The sequence below is a fragment of the Bacteroides sp. RCH18 genome, assembly GCF_058231005.1.
In genome coordinates this window covers 1,574,070-1,589,245 of sequence record NZ_JBIPTC010000001.1, presented here as the reverse complement: position 1 = coordinate 1,589,245, position 15,176 = coordinate 1,574,070, and the positions used below count along the sequence as shown (strand labels likewise).

Here is a 15,176-nt window from a genome sequence, read left to right as displayed (position 1 = left end):
CTATGAATATTGTATTTATCTTAATAGCCTTTGTTATTTCTGCATATATTGCTCGTCTTATCATTCCTCGGATCTTACTAATATCATTTCGCAAAAAACTGTTTGACATGCCGGATGAGAGAAAAGTGCATAAACGAGCAATACCACGTCTTGGTGGGGTCTCTTTTTTTCCGACGATCTTGCTTTCCTGTTGTGCAGTCCTTGTGATTCGAACTTTGACAGGATATGAAATTTCTACTTTGCTGGCATCCTATATTTTGCCGGAATTCTTGGTGTTAATATGTGGAATGGTGCTTTTATATTTAACTGGTATTGCAGATGATTTGGTAGGTGTGCGCTATCGTCAGAAATTTATTGTTCAAATTCTTTGTGCTAGCTTATTCCCTGCAGTGGGACTTTGGATTAATGATTTATATGGTTTGTTTGGCATTGACTTTATTTCTCCATACATTGGAATTCCTTTGACTATACTGACTATTGTCTTCATAACAAATGCAATAAATTTGATTGATGGGATTGATGGTCTTGCCTCCGGGTTAAGTAGCGTCGCATTGTTAGTCTTCGGATTTCTATTTATAGAAAAAGGATTGTGGATCTATAGTATGCTTGCTTTTAGTACCTTTGGAGTGCTTGTACCCTTCTTTTATTACAATGTTTTTGGTAGTGCGGAACATGCCCGAAAGATCTTTATGGGGGATACCGGGAGCTTGACTTTAGGATATATCTTGAGCTTTTTAGCAATAAAATATAGTCAGAATACAGAATCTATTCCTGTTACACAAGGGGCTTTTGTTATAGCCTTTAGTACTCTTATTGTCCCTGCATTTGATGTGGTTCGTGTTGTTATAGTTCGTATTTATAATGGTAAAAGCCCATTTGAACCGGACAAAAACCATATTCATCATCAATTTTTGGCAATGGGTTTTACAGTCCGTCAGGCTATGCTTTTGATACTTTTAGTTTCTTGCGTTTTTAGTGGAATAAATATTTTACTGATGCCTTATGTTGATAATACGTTGATGTTGATAGGAGATATTGTCGTATGGATAGGACTAAACCTGTGGTGGAGTAATGTGAGAAGGAAAAAGATAACTGCCTAGTGTAAATCTGATATTTTTTCGTTGTTTTGCGAAAAAGATAATTGATATGGAGGATTTTGAGTCGTCCGCATCGTTTCGGGAAATTATGTTTTGTGTGGATTGCCGATAGTGAAGGTAGTGGTCAACTTTGATGGTGAGAATGGTGAGAGTTGTACAATGGGAGATTGGCGGATTGAAAAAGTATAAAAATGTTGAATACAAAAGGTGAGATGATATAATAATAAAAGATTTGTCCCGACAGTTTTTGGTCGGGACAAATCATTACAGAACTTGATAGTTGCGATTGATTTTACTAACCTACAATTCTCTGTACTCTTCTACACAAGGGTAACAGGGGCATTCCTTATGAGGATTTAAATCATGATGTCCTACGACCAATGCTTTTGGAAACCTCTTTCGTAACTCACGAATCAAAGCTAACAGCGCCCCCCGTTGCGCCAGCGTACGTGTGTCTTTCGCTTGTCCTTCCGCATCCAGTCCTCCTTCGTAACAGATTCCTATGGAATGTGTGTTATGATTCCGGCAATGTGCTCCGATCTTCTCTAACGGTCGTCCCGGATGTATTTCCCCATCACGTGTGATGTAGAAATGGTAACCGATATCACGGAATCCCCGATGTCGGATATGATCCTGTCGGCAAGCCTCCGCCGAGAGGGATTTTCCCTCCGGCGTGGCACTGCAATGAATGATAATCAGTGTGATGGTCCGCATAAGTTTACATACAACTTTGTACTCCTATCAAACCACCTACGGCAGTAGCGACAGTGATGATTACTTTGATAATGAAACTCCATACGGATCGGGATGATGAATTACTCATAGTTTTTGGTTTTAAATGAAAAAAATATTGATTTTTAATGAGTCTTTAGCATATCCCGGCTAAAGACTTTGTCAGGGTTTAGGTTATGACTTAAACAGTCGCGTCCGGTGCTTCTTCGTCTCCTTCGTCCGGATTAGGTTTCGGATCGGGAGTGTTGCCTGACCCGGAACCTCCTCCTCCGGGCGTTGTCGGTTTCTGATACTCCGCCTGTTGTTTCAGTTGGCTGTCGAGTTTCAGATTGGTCGTCGATAAGTTTCCTGTGGCACGTGCTTTGAGTCGCATACCTGTGATGTTCTTCTCCAGCGAGAACTCTTCCAGCGTTTCGGCAGCCTTGCTTCGGATTCCTACACCAAAGATGGCTAGATCATCAATCTTTACACTTTTGCCGTCGAGCAGTAGTTCCTTGATGCAGTCCACCATATCAGTGAGCACGCCTTTGATCACCCCACTGGAATACGGTGAATTGTGTTTCGACATGTGTTCGGCAAGTTTGGCAAGGTCGAATGTCTCGTCGCTTACCGCCCGGGCGAACCATTTGCCCGCATTCAAGCCTTTCTTCTGTTGGTTCTGATAAATTTTGTAACGAATCATAAAATAATAATTTTAAAGAGTTAAACATACTTTCGTGAGGATTTCTCCCTTTCGATGACACAAAGATAGTATGCTGTAACTCGGAAAAATCGGTTGTGTACAGTGGCAGTCGGTAATGTGCAATTGTTGTCAGTTATAGTCTGTTATTCCCTGATAAAACGTAGGTGATGTGAATATATTTTGTTACTTTTGTGACTGTAAAACAGAAACTTATTTGTCATGATAGAATTCAAAATACGTGCTTACGGTCGTATGGAACTGGCACAGCTTTATTCTCCCGAACTTACGGGCATTGCCGCTTACCGCAAAATGAATAAATGGATTGTCCGCTGTCCCGGTCTTCAGGAACGCCTGTCCGATTTGGGCTATCAGCCGCAGCACCGTTCTTACACTCCGTTGGAGGTAAGGGCGATCGTGGATGCGCTGGGAGAACCATGAGCAGGTAATAAGTATTAGGTAACAGGTAATAAGTGTTGTAGACTGCGAGGGGCGTTTTGTATTGGCTAAAGCTATGCTTTACGACTTCTAAAGCATAGCTTTACGGTATCTAAAGCAGTGCTTTAGCTTCTACAAAACGTTATGTCCCTATGACACAAAGTTATCAACCGATGCAAAAATGCACTTTTACGGGGCATCCCTAACACACGCACACACGTGCGCGTACGTAAGTCCCCTTTTCTTTCATGACAAAGAGTCCCTTTTTTACGAGACGTCTCAGCCAGGAGAGTGCGGTGTTGGGTTTGATTCCCATAGCTGTAGCCTGTTCCGTCAACTGTGTACGGGTGAACTCGTCACCCAGCGCATCGAAGAAGGCGTCACGGTCGGCATTGGCCCTGTGTGGGATTTCCGAAGATGGAAGGAAAGATAATATATGCGTGGCATGCCGATAGAGAGGCTTTACAAGCCCAAGAACAGCTTTAAAGTCTTCAGGAGTGATAGTTATATCCCAACGGGTAATAATGCCGTCCTTGACGTTATCTGTGGGAATTTCCTTGTCCGGAACGGGAGCGTATCTGCCAGAACTCTTAAGCTGATAGGGTTGGGGGATTTCCAACACCCGTAACATGGCTATCGTTGACATGATGCGGCAGATATTGACAGCCAGACGGGCTATGAAACTTCTCATTTCGTTGCCGTTGGCAATGTCCGAACGGAAAAACAAATCGGAGAAGAGAGCGTTGAATTCCTTTTTCTGCTCGTCGGTGAGGCGAAGTGTATGGATACCGTGTTCTTTCAGTATATCCAGCTTTAGTTGCCAATCCCTGCCTATGGACCTGAAGATTTCGTCCAGATCTATCTCTCCGCACGCAAATTGGTCAGCCCATGTATAGATGCCATGCATGTAGTAGAACAGTTGGCGGGAGAAAAGTCCGTTCTCCGCCGACGGGATGAGGGCTCTCACCTGTGCGGGTGTCCCCGAAAGCAGGACGGCAAGAAAGATTCTCTTTACTTCCCGGTATTCCTGATCGGTACGTCGGTTGTAGGACAGTCTGTCATGGTCGAAGGCTTTGCGGAGCGTGTCGCTCCAATGGCCGTATTCGGAACTGATGGCGGAGGCGATGGTGTCCGCTTCGGTTTCGCAGATGAGTCCTGTTCCGTTGGCGTCCATGATATTTTGCAGAATGCCGGTGCCGCTGTTGTTGCCCGAGATAAGAAACATTTTGTTGGGAGGCATCTGAGGTGCTTCTGTATTGACACGCTCTTTGCCCAGCAACTCATAGTTTTTCTTTTCTTTCCGGTAGGCTTTCATTTCTTCGTCCACTTGTTGGCGAATTTTGTCATGAATAGGTTCCACGAGCAAGCGGATAAGTGAAAGTCCGCTTTTTCCCGAAGCAGGAGGGGCTACAAAGAAGGTTTGCAGACAAGGAGACTGGTATTTTCCGGAATAGGAACATCTCACATAGCGTTCCATCGTAGCTCCTAGTGCGGTCAGTGCTCCGAGTAAGAGTATGTCCCGTTGTGTGGGAGAAGTGGCATAGCTCATAATGAGCATTAGGATTTTAGGCCAGTCTGCTTCGGGGAAAGTAGGCAGGGGTTGTAGAGGATCACTGTCTGTCGAGAGTTCTTCTGGAGCATTGGTGTTTTCGTCGTTGTCGTTTTCTTCCTCTTCCACCTTATTATACGCGCGCCTGTGTGTGGGAAAATTGTAGGGTGCATTTAGTGCATTTTCTGCATTTTTCCGGCTGTTCATAACTTCCTCCCGGCAGATTTTCACTCCTGTCGATTCTGCGAGATGAAAAGCCGTTCCCAGATGTATTTCTCCATGCTGCTTTATAAGGGCGTTGGAGAACATTCGTTCGGCATGCTCACGCTGATATTTGGCGGATATCCGGCACAGGCGGTGAAAAAACTCGCGTCCTGCTTCGCCACAGTCTGTTGCGATGGCGAATGCTAATTGTACGTACTCGGCGTAAGAGGGTGCAATGTCGGCACCTGCCGTTTCGACTGCCTCAGTGATGAGGCGTAAAGATTCAATATTGGTCATTTTCTTAATGGATAATTGATAATAGATAGTTCACTGTTGGTTATTCAAGATTGACTGTTCAATACTCTCTGAATAGTGCTTGTGGGTCGTGGCTGAGGAAACAGGCTCTTACGATGTCTTTGCCGGAGGTGTCTACGGCTTTTGGCGGAGTTTCTGTGGAGTCGTTCATTTCTGCTCCGTAGGTTATTTCTATGTATTGCATTGCCCAGTTTATACTTTCTTTTACGTTCCGTGTCTGATCGTCTGCGTAAAGTTTGCTATAAGGTACGAATGCTTTCACGCCCCGGCCGCTGGGACTGATGAATGTAAGTATGGGACAGAGGAAAGGGTCGTCGAACAGTGTACGACGCATTTCCACGGCTTTATGATAGGAGTCGAGGTTATCTATATCTACCACTACGAGCCCGGAAGGCGATGCGAAGAATTTACTACTCCGGCGTATGAATATGCCGCATGGGGTTACGTAGGGGAGTAAAGAGGCTTTTGCCATTCGCAGGTCTCCGGCACTTCGCACTTGTTCGGTCAGTGCTTTGAGGTTTTCGTTGCAGGTGATCATCTGATATACCTGTTCGACCGAAACTTCGCAGAAGGGAGTGAGTGTGGCGGGTGTAATGGTTTGTCCTTGTTCGTTCCTGATGGGAGCAATCGGGGGCATGAAATAAGACATTCTGAAATTGTTTGTCATAACATTTATCGTTAATTCTTTTAATAATGCGGTTCTGTTTTTGAAACGCAGCGCAAAATTAGGACAAAATGATATAACGGCAGTTCGGACATATCCGAACTAATGTGAATATTTTTATAACAACTAAATTATTATTAACGTTTAAAACAAGAAAAAATGAAAAAAGAGTATCATCATTTTGCATTCGGCCTTTTTATCGAAGAGGTACTTAAATGTGAGAAAGTGGGTATTTCAGCCATGTGTCAAGCTATAGGCATGAGTAAGGGAACTTACGAAATGCTAAAAAAAGGGATGATAAGTGTTTGAACTATTACGAGCGTATATTTAATTATTACTATGATACGCTCACAGAAGAGGAGTTTCTGAAGAAAATGCATGAGTGGTCACTGCGGTATATCCGGTATAGGAAGAGACAGGAGGAAGAAAAAGAATCCGCACGGAAATTCTCGGATCAATAGCGGATTATTCGGCTATTGATAACAGTCAGGCACGGATTTCGCGGAACTACACGTTTTTTAATTACTCAACTCTGAAAACCGTGTAATCCGCGAAATCTGTGCCTAAATGATAAACTTTTATTACCTTATTTCTTCTCCGGTAGTGTAACGGAGAAGTTTGGGTTAGGCGTGTGCTGTGCAAAGATAACTGCCTTCATTTTTTCTACAATCTCCGGATGCTGGTCGGCCACATTGTTGTCTTCATGAATGTCCGTTGCCAGATTATAAAGGAAAGGTATCCCTTTCTTTACTACCATCTTCCAGTCTCCCATGCGTACGCCAATCTGATTTGTTTCATTAAATTCCCAGTAAAGGAAGTCATGTTCCTTCTGCTTTTTCTTTCCCAGTAATGTCGGGGCGAAGGAAATGCCGTCGAAGTAATCTACTTCTTTGTCTTTGTTCGCATATTTCTTTACGTAATTCTTTTCGCCGATGATCTCGCAGAAAGTAGGCATCAGGTCGTAGAAAGCGCAGATGTGGTCGTTCACTGTACCTGCAGGTACACGTCCCGGCCAGCGGGCGATAAATGGGATACGGATACCTCCTTCATAGCATTGGCGTTTCAAGCCACGCAGTTTACCGTCTCTGCCGAAGAATGTAGGATCAGCTCCGCCTTCTTCGTGAGGGCCGTTGTCGCTGGAGAAAATGACCAGTGTATTCTCGTCCAGTCCTTTCTCTTTCAGCTTTTTCAGTACTTCTCCGACGTAGTAGTCCAGTCGCGTAATCATTCCTGCAAATTGTGCGTGTACATGCGTGATCGCGTTGTATCGCGATCCTTCGCTGCCTTTGTAGCTCTTGTCAGGATTGAATTTCTCTTTATATTCATTTAAGATAGAGTCTTCCGGCTGAACCAGTTCCGCATGGGGCAGGGTATAAGTCAGCACTCCGAAGAACGGTTGTTTGCCGTCCTGCTCATCCAGCCATTCCATTGCTTTCTGGTGAATCATATCCGCCGAATATTGCGGGCGTTTTTGATAATCGGCACCATACATCGGATACTTGATGTTCTCGTCCATGATGACACGTACTACGCCTGTGTCGCCTAATGCCTTGCTGTAGCGATTGAGGAAATTAGGATAGTAAAGGTGGGCCTGGAACTGACAGATGTAGCCGAAATATTCGTCTATCCCGCGTTTGTCCGGAGTGGAGCAGGAACCTTCATAACCTCCCGCCCATTTGCCGAACATACCGGTGGTATATCCGTTCTCTTTCATTATCTCGGGCAGGATAACGTGATCGGGGTCGTAAGGATGCTGACCGACTACTGCATACTCCTTGTTGTTGCCATACATTACTGTGGGGGCGTTCGTCCAATATTCCTTGTTGCCCCGTACTTCGCAATGTCCTGTATGCTGCCCTGTCATAAATGAAGCTCGGGAAGGAGCACTGACGGGACTTCCTGCGTATGCCTGTGTGAAGCGCATACCCTCGCTTGCCATCGCATCCAGATGGGGGGTGCGGATGAATGGCTGACCGTAGCATCCCAGATCGCCATATCCCATGTCATCGCAGAGGATGAAGAGGATATTCGGCTTTGTGTTGTTTTTCTGTCCGCTGGCAGACAGACTGGAAAGAATAAGCGTACCGCTTACTAAAGAAAATAATTTGTAGTTCATAAAAATAATGTGTTAAGAAATTTATATATTAGGGGTTTTATTGATTAATTGTTTTTGATGTCTCTCTCTTATGTTTCTCTTTATATTGAGTCGGTGTTTCGCCCGTGTACTGCTTGAAAGTCGTGCTGAAATAACGGGAAGTAGTGAATCCCACTTTCTCCGCAATTTCCGTAAATGACATTTCCGTGCCGGTGATCAGTAGAATTGCCTGCTCCATCCGGAACTTATTGATATAGTCATTGGCTCCCATGTCCGTCAGTGCCTTCAGTTTGTTGTAAAGAGAGGCCCGGCTCATGCCGATTTCTTTGCATATAAAAGGAATATCCAATCGGCTACTGTCCAGATTCTCTTGAATGATCTTGTTCAGTTTGAGCAGGAACGTTTCATCTGCCTGGCTGAAGGTGCTTTCTTCCGGAGCGGGGATCAGTCCTGCGTTCAGATATCTCTTCTTGGTATGTTCACGGTTTTTTAGTCGGTTACGGATCAGTTCCATCAGCATTTCCACTTCGAACGGTTTGGTCAGATAGGCGTCCGCACCGTTTTTGTAGCCGCTCATCTGACTTTGTTTGTCGTCTCTTGCCGTCAGCAGGATAACGGGGATGTGACTGATCGTAATGTCTTCCTTTATGTTTTTGCAAAGCTCATATCCGTTCATGCGGGGCATCATGACATCACTGACGATGATGTCGGGAGTATGGCTTTTGATAAGCTGGATTGCCTCTACGCCATCCGAGGCAATCAATATACGTTTGAAGTATTCTCCCAGTGCTTTCTTTAAGAAGTCCGTCAGGTCGGGATTGTCGTCTACCACCAGAATGCTGTAGGGGGCGGTGGCGAAGCTGTCTTCCTCTTGTGACTGCTTGCCGCTGTCGTCGCTCATCAATTCATTCAGATATGCTTTGGGCTGGCAGATGATCTCTTCCGATTCCAGTTTCAGCGGTAGTTCGAAGAAGAAGGTGGCTCCCGATTCCGAATTGTCCCGTGCGCCGATGGAGCCGCTGTGCAGTTCCACCAGAATCTTGGAGTAAGACAAGCCGATGCCCGTTCCGCTCTGTTCGCCCATGCCCTGATAAAAACGGGTGAAGAGCTTCTGTGTGTCTACCTGCTGCAATCCGCAACCTTGGTCGGTAATGGAGATGCGTACTCTTTTTTCTTCGGGAAGCAGTTCCGAAGTGATGGTGATTTCCGTGTCTTGCGGGCTGTGTTTCAGTGCATTGATCAGCAGATTACTCAGAATGATTTCACATTTGTCCTTATCGAAACTCACTATTTTGATGCGTGGATCGAGCCGGTAATGAATCTGTATATTCTTTGCTTCCCCTTCGCTGACGAAATCTTGCGATACATGTTCGATCCATTCGTTGAGCGGGTGAGGCTGTATGAGCAGTTTGCTTTCTCCCACTTCCATCTTGCGCACATCGAGCACCATGTTGATCAGATTCTTCATTCGCTGAGACTGCCGGTAAATCGCTTTCAGCGGCAGGTATTGGGTATCTGCCGGGGATAAGGACTTCAATATGCGGCTGAGCGGAGCGTGGATCAGTGTCAGTGGAGTACGCAGTTCGTGGCTGATATTGATCAGGAAACGTACTTTTTCTTCGTACACCTGTTGCTCGTGCTCCTTCATGGCCCATTTCAACTTATCTTCTTTTCGTTTCAGTGTTCTCCGGAAAGTTTCGACAATCATTCCGGTTACTAACAAGGCACAGCCCAGCGTGAACCACCATGTGCGGTACCAGGGAGGGAGTACGGTCAGTTCCAGTATCTGCTGACTGGGAATCCAGCTGCCGTCCTTTGCTGTGCAGGAAGCCATAATCTGATAATCGCCGGGCGGAAGCGAGCGGATGACCAGTTCCGGGTTGTACGATTCGATCTGCTGGTCGTTCAGCCCTTCTATCTGATACCGATACACTTTCTGCCGGAAGATATCCTCTTCTTTGGACATGATACGGATACTTATATTACTGTTCCAGGGAACGGAAATTCCGGTCGGGTCACCGCACAGTTCATTGTTGACGGATTCTCCGTTGACGATGACATCCGATAATTGCAGTTTGGGCAGCTCGGAAGTAGCCGGCGGCAGATTGCTGTTGATATGCAGCAGTCCTTTGACGCCGCCCATGTAGACATCTCCGTGGCTGCTCAGCAGACGGGGTTTGGAAAGATATTCGTTTTGAATGGCACCATCCGATTCGCCGAACAGTACGAATTTCTTTTCTTTGATGAGCCATGCGAAAAGCATGTCATTCGTTCCGAACCATACTTTTCCCTGCTGGTCGCACACGATGAGCGTTACTTCCGTGAATAGCGTGGTGGTAAAGGGAGTACGTACTTTGGTAGCGGGATTATAGTGGATCAGTCCGTAGTTGCTCCCTATCCAGAAGTCTCCGTATTCGTCACGCGCAACGGAATTGATGACCGTATCGTTGAAGCAACGGAACAGAGACGTCAGGCGGTTGTTCCGTTTGTCCAGTTGGTAGATACGTTTCGTATCGTTGAGATAGGTATAGTTTTCGTGATTGGTGATGGGCAGAAGAGCGCCGATGATGTCCTGTCCCTCCTGTTCGGTGGCAATCCGGAAAGTGCGTTTGTTCAGGTCGTATTGATAGACGTGGTCGCCGAGCAGCAGCACGTTGTCGGGGCTGTTTTGATACAGGTTGACCGCTTTTCCCCGATTGCAGAGGCGGGTGGTCGTTTCGTCGTCAATGATTGTGAACGGTTGTTTCTCTCCGGTAGACGGATTGAAGACGAATACTCCCTGTGAGAAGAGCGAGATCAGTAGTTTGTCGGGAGTGAACTGACAGATAGATGCCACTTTGTCTTCCCACGTAGAGAGATAATGGGTGAACTTCTCCGTGAGAGGATTGAAAAGGTTGACTCCGCCTCCGTCTGTTCCGATCCATATTTTATCGTCGGACTGCTGATAGAGGCTGAGGATGGTGTTGTTGCTCAGTCCACGGTCGTTGCCGGGCACTACGTCCGTGTAGGTCACCATTGACACTTCGCGGATGCTGATCAGTCCGTTCCGGATACTTCCTGCCCATATATTGTTGTTACGGTCGTTGTAGAGGCTGAGGATGGAGTTGGCGGGGAGCGAATAGTTGTCTCTGCCGGGGATGTGTTCCAGCAGGGAAAGCTGTCCGGTTTCCGGTTCGAGGATGTTGATACCGCCTCCGTCCGTTCCGATCCATAGTTTGTTCTCCCGTTCGGCAAGGCTGAGTATGACATTGTTGCTCAGCGAGGAGTTGCGGGTGGTGTATGATGCCAGTTGTTTTCCGTTCCGGTCGAAACAGTAGAGCCCGTTATTGTAGGGGGCAATCCATATCCGGTTCTTCGAGTCGATGATCATGCTCATAATCTCCTTTCCGCAGTCGAAAGGCGGGCGGCTGTATGCTCCGGTTTTCAGGTTGAGCAGGAGTAGCCCTTGCCAGCGGCTGCAACAGAGTACAGTTTCTTCATCCCAAAGGCTGAGTATCGTGATATTGAAGTTTCTGAAATCCGGTGTCTGGTCGAATTCCTGCAGCAGGCGGAAAGAACCGTCCCGGTAGCTGTAAAAGTAAATTTTGTTTTTGGCTCCGAATAATAACCCCTCTGGGGTAGGGCAGGTGGAATATGCGGTGATGTTCTTTCCTTTTTCGTCGGTTGGCAGGTAGAAGTCGTCACTTTGCCGTTGGTAGCGTGCCACCCCTTTATCAGTCAAGATCCAGATATTGTATTGTTCGTCTTCTGCAATCTGAAGGACGAGGTCGTGAGGCAACGAATGCGGATCGTCTGCATGATGGATGTATTTCTTCAGTTCGTGGCCGTCAAACCGTCCCAGACCGGAGCGGGTGCCTATCCACACGAATCCCTGTTCATCCGTAAGGATACACCGGACGGTGGAAGGTAGTCCTTCTTTCAGAGAAATCTGCTTGTAATAGTAATGCCCCGCCTGTAAAGGAAGGACACCGGCCATTTGTGTGATAAATGCGATGTATAGGACGATATAGAGTCTTGCTTTCATTGAATTAGGTCGAGTAAACAGAAGCAAAGATAATACATTCGGATGAATATTGAATAAAATGATATAGAGTTTTGAGCAAAGATGATATTAATTTATCTATAATCTTTATCTTTGCTCGAAAATGTACGACTATGATTACCGAAGAACTACAGAAACTATATCAGGAATATACGGGAGTTCCCGCAGAGAATATAACAGAATTACCATCTTCCGGTTCCAACCGCCGCTACTTCCGGCTGACAGGTGCGAAAACCCTGATCGGCGTATGTGGCACGTCTGTCGAGGAGAATGATGCTTTCCTTTATATGGCAGCCCATTTCCGCAAGTCCGGCCTGCCTGTACCCGAAGTTCATATCGTTTCCGAAAATAAGAGTTACTATCTTCAGGAAGATTTGGGAGATACCCTTTTGTTTCATGCAATCGAGAAAGGACGTGCTACCAGCGTATTTTCCGAAGAGGAAAAAGAGTTGCTCCGCAAGACGGTCCGTTTGCTTCCTGCCATACAGTTTGCCGGAGCCGACGGCTTCGACTTTTCCCGTTGCTATCCGCAGCCGGAGTTCAATCAGCGTTCTATCCTTTGGGATTTGAATTACTTCAAATATTGTTTCCTTAAGGCTACCGGCATGGAATTTCAGGAAGATAAACTGGAGGACGACTTTCAGAAGATGAGTGATGTGCTGCTGCGCAGTTCTTCCGCTACTTTTATGTACCGCGATTTTCAGAGCCGCAATGTGATGATCAAAGACGGTGAGCCGTGGTTTATCGACTTTCAGGGCGGACGAAAAGGGCCGTTCTATTATGATGTCGCTTCTTTCCTGTGGCAGGCAAAGGCGAAGTATCCCGATAGTCTCCGTCAGGAATTGCTGAAGGAGTATATCGATGCCCTGCGCAAATATCAGCCTATCGACGAGCCCTATTTCTATAGTCAGCTTCGTCATTTTGTTCTTTTCCGCACGTTGCAAGTGCTCGGAGCTTACGGTTTCAGGGGGTATTTTGAGAAGAAACCTCATTTTATCCAGAGTGTTCCTTTTGCTATCCAGAACCTGCGTGACTTGCTCAAAGAAGCGTACCCTGAATACCCGTATCTTTGCAATGTGCTACGCGAACTTACCGAACTCAAGCAATTCACCGACGATCTCAAGAAACGGCAGCTTACCGTCAAAGTGATGAGTTTTGCTTATAAGAAAGGGATTCCCGATGATCCTACCGGTAATGGCGGCGGTTATGTCTTTGACTGCCGTGCCGTGAACAATCCCGGTAAGTACGAACGCTACAAACCTTTCACGGGACTGGACGAACCGGTGATCAGTTTTCTCGAAGAAGATGGTGAAATTCTCCGTTTCCTCGACTCTGTCTATGCGTTGGTAGATGCTTCGGTGAAGCGATATATGGAACGTGGCTTCAGTAATTTGTCCGTTTGCTTCGGCTGTACCGGAGGGCAACATCGTTCGGTTTATTCGGCGCAGCATCTGGCAGAGCACCTGAACCGCAAATTTGGCGTGAAAGTGGAGCTGGTGCACCGCGAACAGAATATAGAACGTACTTTTGAGGCAACTGTGTAATGAAAGCAATGATATTTGCAGCCGGGTTGGGCAGCCGGCTGAAACCACTGACCGATACGATGCCCAAAGCCCTTGTTCCCGTGGCCGGACGTCCGATGCTGGAGCATGTGATTTTGAAACTGAAAGCTTCCGGTTTTACCGAAATAGTGATTAATATCCATCATTTCGGTGAGCAGATTATTGATTTTCTGAAAGCTAACAATGATTTCGGACTGACGTTGCATATTTCCGACGAACGGGACCTGCTGCTCGATACGGGGGGAGGAATCAGAAAAGCCCGTCGATTCTTTGAAAATTCCGATGAACCCTTCCTTGTGCATAATGTGGATATTCTTTCGGATATGAATCTGAAAGAACTGTATGACTTTCATTTGCGGAACGGAAGTGTAGCTACCTTGCTCGCCAGTCGCCGTAAAACTTCCCGTTATCTGCTTTTTGATGTGGAACGAAGATTGCGAGGATGGATCAACAAAGATACGGGACTGGTGAGGCCCGAAGGTTTCCTATATGATGAGTCGCTGTATAGAGAGTATGCCTTTAGCGGTATCCATGTTTTTTCGCCTGCTGTCTTCCAGTTGATGGAAGTGCCGTGCTGGGAAGGCAAGTTCTCTATTATGGACTTTTATCTGGCTACCTGCGGGCAAACGGATTATTGCGGTTATCTTACGGAAAAGCTGGAACTGATTGATATCGGCAAGCCGGAGACGTTGGCACGGGCGGAAGAGTTTGTGAAAAGATTAGGATGATAGAAAAGAAACGCTTGTGAATATAAACATATTGCTTTGGAATCTAACATATTTCGTGTACCTTTGTTATTATGAAAATAGAAACAGAGAAAGGAGACGAACCTATGCCAAGTAATTATATTCGTTTCGATTGGGCGATGAAACGCCTTTTGCGTAATAAAGCCAATTTCGCCGTACTCGAAGGCCTTTTGACTACTCTTCTGGGTGAAACAATCTTGATTCAGAAGTTATTGGAAAGTGAAAGTAATCAGGAAGATGAGTTCGATAAGTATAACCGTGTGGATATGCTTGCTGAGAATTCTAAAGGTGAACTGATTTTGATTGAAGTTCAGAATAATAATGAATACGCCTATTTTCAACGTATGCTTTTCGGAGCTTCTAAGTTAGTAACCGAATATATCAATCGTGGAGAAGGGTATGACCAAGTCCGTAAAGTATACAGTGTCAATATCGTATATTTCTCTTTAGGCTGCGGCAAGGATCTTGTTTATCATGGTAAAACGGAGTTTCGTGGCATCCATCAAGGGGATATTCTGGAACTGACTCCTTTTCAAAAACAGACCTTCAAAGTGGATAGCGTAAGCCAGTTATATCCGGAGTACTATATATTGAAGGTGAATGATTTTAACCAGATAGCCAAAAGTCCTCTTGAAGAATGGATTTATTATTTGAATACAGGAGATATTCCGGATACTGCTACAGCTCCTGGACTGAATGAAGCCCGCCAAAGGCTGAAACTTGACCGGATGACGAAGGAAGAATTGAATGCGTATTACCGGCATTTGGATAATATTGTGATTTTGAGAGATAACATTTTCACAGAACGTGCCGAAGGTCGTGCGGAAGGACGTGCTGAGGGTATTGCGGAAGGTCGTGCAGAAGGAGAAAGAGAGGCCCGGATCCAGATTGCCCGTAATTTGAAAAAGGCAGGAATCCCTGTAGAGGTGATCGTTAAATCTTCCGGATTGACAGTTGATGAAGTAAAGAAAATTTAATTCAAAACAATAGCCAATATATTTAGGTATATAATTTACAAAGAAGAAAGGCGGAGATATTCGGAAATGAATATTA

General features: G+C 45.7%; 13 protein-coding genes. 6 read left to right on the top strand and 7 right to left on the bottom strand.

Annotation, left to right across the window (positions count from 1 at the left end):
- Nucleotides 1-2 precede the first annotated feature (2 nt).
- Nucleotides 3-1,100 (top strand): MraY family glycosyltransferase, encoded by a 1,098-nt coding sequence (locus ACHLI0_RS06395; protein WP_048697671.1) that lies wholly within the window; start codon nt 3-5, stop codon nt 1,098-1,100.
- Between the two features lie 297 nt (nt 1,101-1,397).
- Here ACHLI0_RS06395 and ACHLI0_RS06390 read toward each other — a convergent pair whose 3' ends face one another.
- The 3 genes from ACHLI0_RS06390 to ACHLI0_RS06380 all read right to left on the bottom strand — a co-directional run bounded on the left by ACHLI0_RS06390 (nt 1,398) and on the right by ACHLI0_RS06380 (nt 2,511).
- On the bottom strand, nt 1,398-1,811 hold the full coding sequence (locus ACHLI0_RS06390; protein ID WP_048697669.1) for an N-acetylmuramoyl-L-alanine amidase: 414 nt from the start codon (nt 1,809-1,811) through the stop codon (nt 1,398-1,400).
- Between the two features lie 4 nt (nt 1,812-1,815).
- On the bottom strand, nt 1,816-1,920 hold the full coding sequence (locus ACHLI0_RS06385) for a smalltalk protein (RefSeq protein ID WP_008767884.1): 105 nt from the start codon (nt 1,918-1,920) through the stop codon (nt 1,816-1,818).
- Between the two features lie 90 nt (nt 1,921-2,010).
- Nucleotides 2,011-2,511, bottom strand: a complete 501-nt coding sequence (locus ACHLI0_RS06380) for an HU family DNA-binding protein (RefSeq protein ID WP_490748690.1) — start codon at nt 2,509-2,511, stop codon at nt 2,011-2,013.
- 219 nt (nt 2,512-2,730) lie between these two features.
- Between ACHLI0_RS06380 and ACHLI0_RS06375 the strand changes: the two genes are divergently transcribed.
- Complete coding sequence (locus ACHLI0_RS06375; protein WP_008767886.1) at nt 2,731-2,949, top strand: DUF4248 domain-containing protein; 219 nt, start codon at nt 2,731-2,733, stop codon at nt 2,947-2,949.
- Between the two features lie 199 nt (nt 2,950-3,148).
- Here the strand turns inward: ACHLI0_RS06375 and ACHLI0_RS06370 are convergent, their stop codons facing one another.
- Entirely contained in the window at nt 3,149-4,996 is a 1,848-nt protein-coding gene (locus ACHLI0_RS06370) for a DUF3987 domain-containing protein (RefSeq protein ID WP_490748689.1), read from the bottom strand.
- A 58-nt stretch (nt 4,997-5,054) separates the two neighbouring features.
- Nucleotides 5,055-5,681 (bottom strand): BT4734/BF3469 family protein, encoded by a 627-nt coding sequence (locus ACHLI0_RS06365; RefSeq protein ID WP_055299260.1) that lies wholly within the window; start codon nt 5,679-5,681, stop codon nt 5,055-5,057.
- A 156-nt stretch (nt 5,682-5,837) separates the two neighbouring features.
- Here ACHLI0_RS06365 and ACHLI0_RS06360 point away from each other — a divergent pair, with 156 nt between their 5' ends.
- Nucleotides 5,838-5,987, top strand: coding sequence for a hypothetical protein (locus ACHLI0_RS06360; RefSeq protein ID WP_008762094.1), 150 nt, complete (start codon nt 5,838-5,840; stop codon nt 5,985-5,987).
- Between the two features lie 277 nt (nt 5,988-6,264).
- Here the strand turns inward: ACHLI0_RS06360 and ACHLI0_RS06355 are convergent, their stop codons facing one another.
- Together ACHLI0_RS06355 and ACHLI0_RS06350 are read right to left on the bottom strand one after the other, a co-directional pair.
- The gene (locus ACHLI0_RS06355) at nt 6,265-7,794 is read right to left on the bottom strand and encodes an arylsulfatase (RefSeq protein WP_008762095.1); all 1,530 of its coding nucleotides are present in this window, start codon (nt 7,792-7,794) and stop codon (nt 6,265-6,267) included.
- Nucleotides 7,795-7,831: 37 nt separating this feature from the next.
- Nucleotides 7,832-11,797, bottom strand: coding sequence for a two-component regulator propeller domain-containing protein (locus ACHLI0_RS06350; RefSeq protein WP_490748688.1), 3,966 nt, complete (start codon nt 11,795-11,797; stop codon nt 7,832-7,834).
- A gap of 131 nt (nt 11,798-11,928) precedes the next feature.
- Between ACHLI0_RS06350 and ACHLI0_RS06345 the strand changes: the two genes are divergently transcribed.
- The 3 genes from ACHLI0_RS06345 (at nt 11,929) to ACHLI0_RS06335 (ending at nt 15,100) form a co-directional block, all read left to right on the top strand.
- On the top strand, nt 11,929-13,359 hold the full coding sequence (locus ACHLI0_RS06345; RefSeq protein WP_008762096.1) for a RapZ C-terminal domain-containing protein: 1,431 nt from the start codon (nt 11,929-11,931) through the stop codon (nt 13,357-13,359).
- Nucleotides 13,359-14,105: a nucleotidyltransferase family protein gene (locus ACHLI0_RS06340; RefSeq protein WP_259020436.1), complete on the top strand. Its 747-nt coding sequence runs from the start codon at nt 13,359-13,361 to the stop codon at nt 14,103-14,105. The genes ACHLI0_RS06345 and ACHLI0_RS06340 overlap by 1 nt, the downstream gene beginning before the upstream one ends.
- Nucleotides 14,106-14,176: 71 nt before the next feature.
- The gene (locus ACHLI0_RS06335) at nt 14,177-15,100 is read left to right on the top strand and encodes an Rpn family recombination-promoting nuclease/putative transposase (protein WP_225658162.1); all 924 of its coding nucleotides are present in this window, start codon (nt 14,177-14,179) and stop codon (nt 15,098-15,100) included.
- Nucleotides 15,101-15,176 lie beyond the last annotated feature (76 nt).

Coding starts and splice junctions, on each gene's coding strand:
- ACHLI0_RS06385 (WP_008767884.1), bottom strand. CDS start 1,920: ATGAGTAATTCATCATCCCGATCCGTATGGAGTTTCATTATCAAAGTA.
- ACHLI0_RS06365 (WP_055299260.1), bottom strand. CDS start 5,681: ATGACAAACAATTTCAGAATGTCTTATTTCATGCCCCCGATTGCTCCC.
- ACHLI0_RS06370 (WP_490748689.1), bottom strand. CDS start 4,996: ATGACCAATATTGAATCTTTACGCCTCATCACTGAGGCAGTCGAAACG.
- ACHLI0_RS06375 (WP_008767886.1), top strand. CDS start 2,731: ATGATAGAATTCAAAATACGTGCTTACGGTCGTATGGAACTGGCACAG.
- ACHLI0_RS06340 (WP_259020436.1), top strand. CDS start 13,359: ATGAAAGCAATGATATTTGCAGCCGGGTTGGGCAGCCGGCTGAAACCA.
- ACHLI0_RS06360 (WP_008762094.1), top strand. CDS start 5,838: ATGAAAAAAGAGTATCATCATTTTGCATTCGGCCTTTTTATCGAAGAG.
- ACHLI0_RS06355 (WP_008762095.1), bottom strand. CDS start 7,794: ATGAACTACAAATTATTTTCTTTAGTAAGCGGTACGCTTATTCTTTCC.
- ACHLI0_RS06335 (WP_225658162.1), top strand. CDS start 14,177: ATGAAAATAGAAACAGAGAAAGGAGACGAACCTATGCCAAGTAATTAT.
- ACHLI0_RS06390 (WP_048697669.1), bottom strand. CDS start 1,811: ATGCGGACCATCACACTGATTATCATTCATTGCAGTGCCACGCCGGAG.
- ACHLI0_RS06380 (WP_490748690.1), bottom strand. CDS start 2,511: ATGATTCGTTACAAAATTTATCAGAACCAACAGAAGAAAGGCTTGAAT.
- ACHLI0_RS06350 (WP_490748688.1), bottom strand. CDS start 11,797: ATGAAAGCAAGACTCTATATCGTCCTATACATCGCATTTATCACACAA.
- ACHLI0_RS06395 (WP_048697671.1), top strand. CDS start 3: ATGAATATTGTATTTATCTTAATAGCCTTTGTTATTTCTGCATATATT.
- ACHLI0_RS06345 (WP_008762096.1), top strand. CDS start 11,929: ATGATTACCGAAGAACTACAGAAACTATATCAGGAATATACGGGAGTT.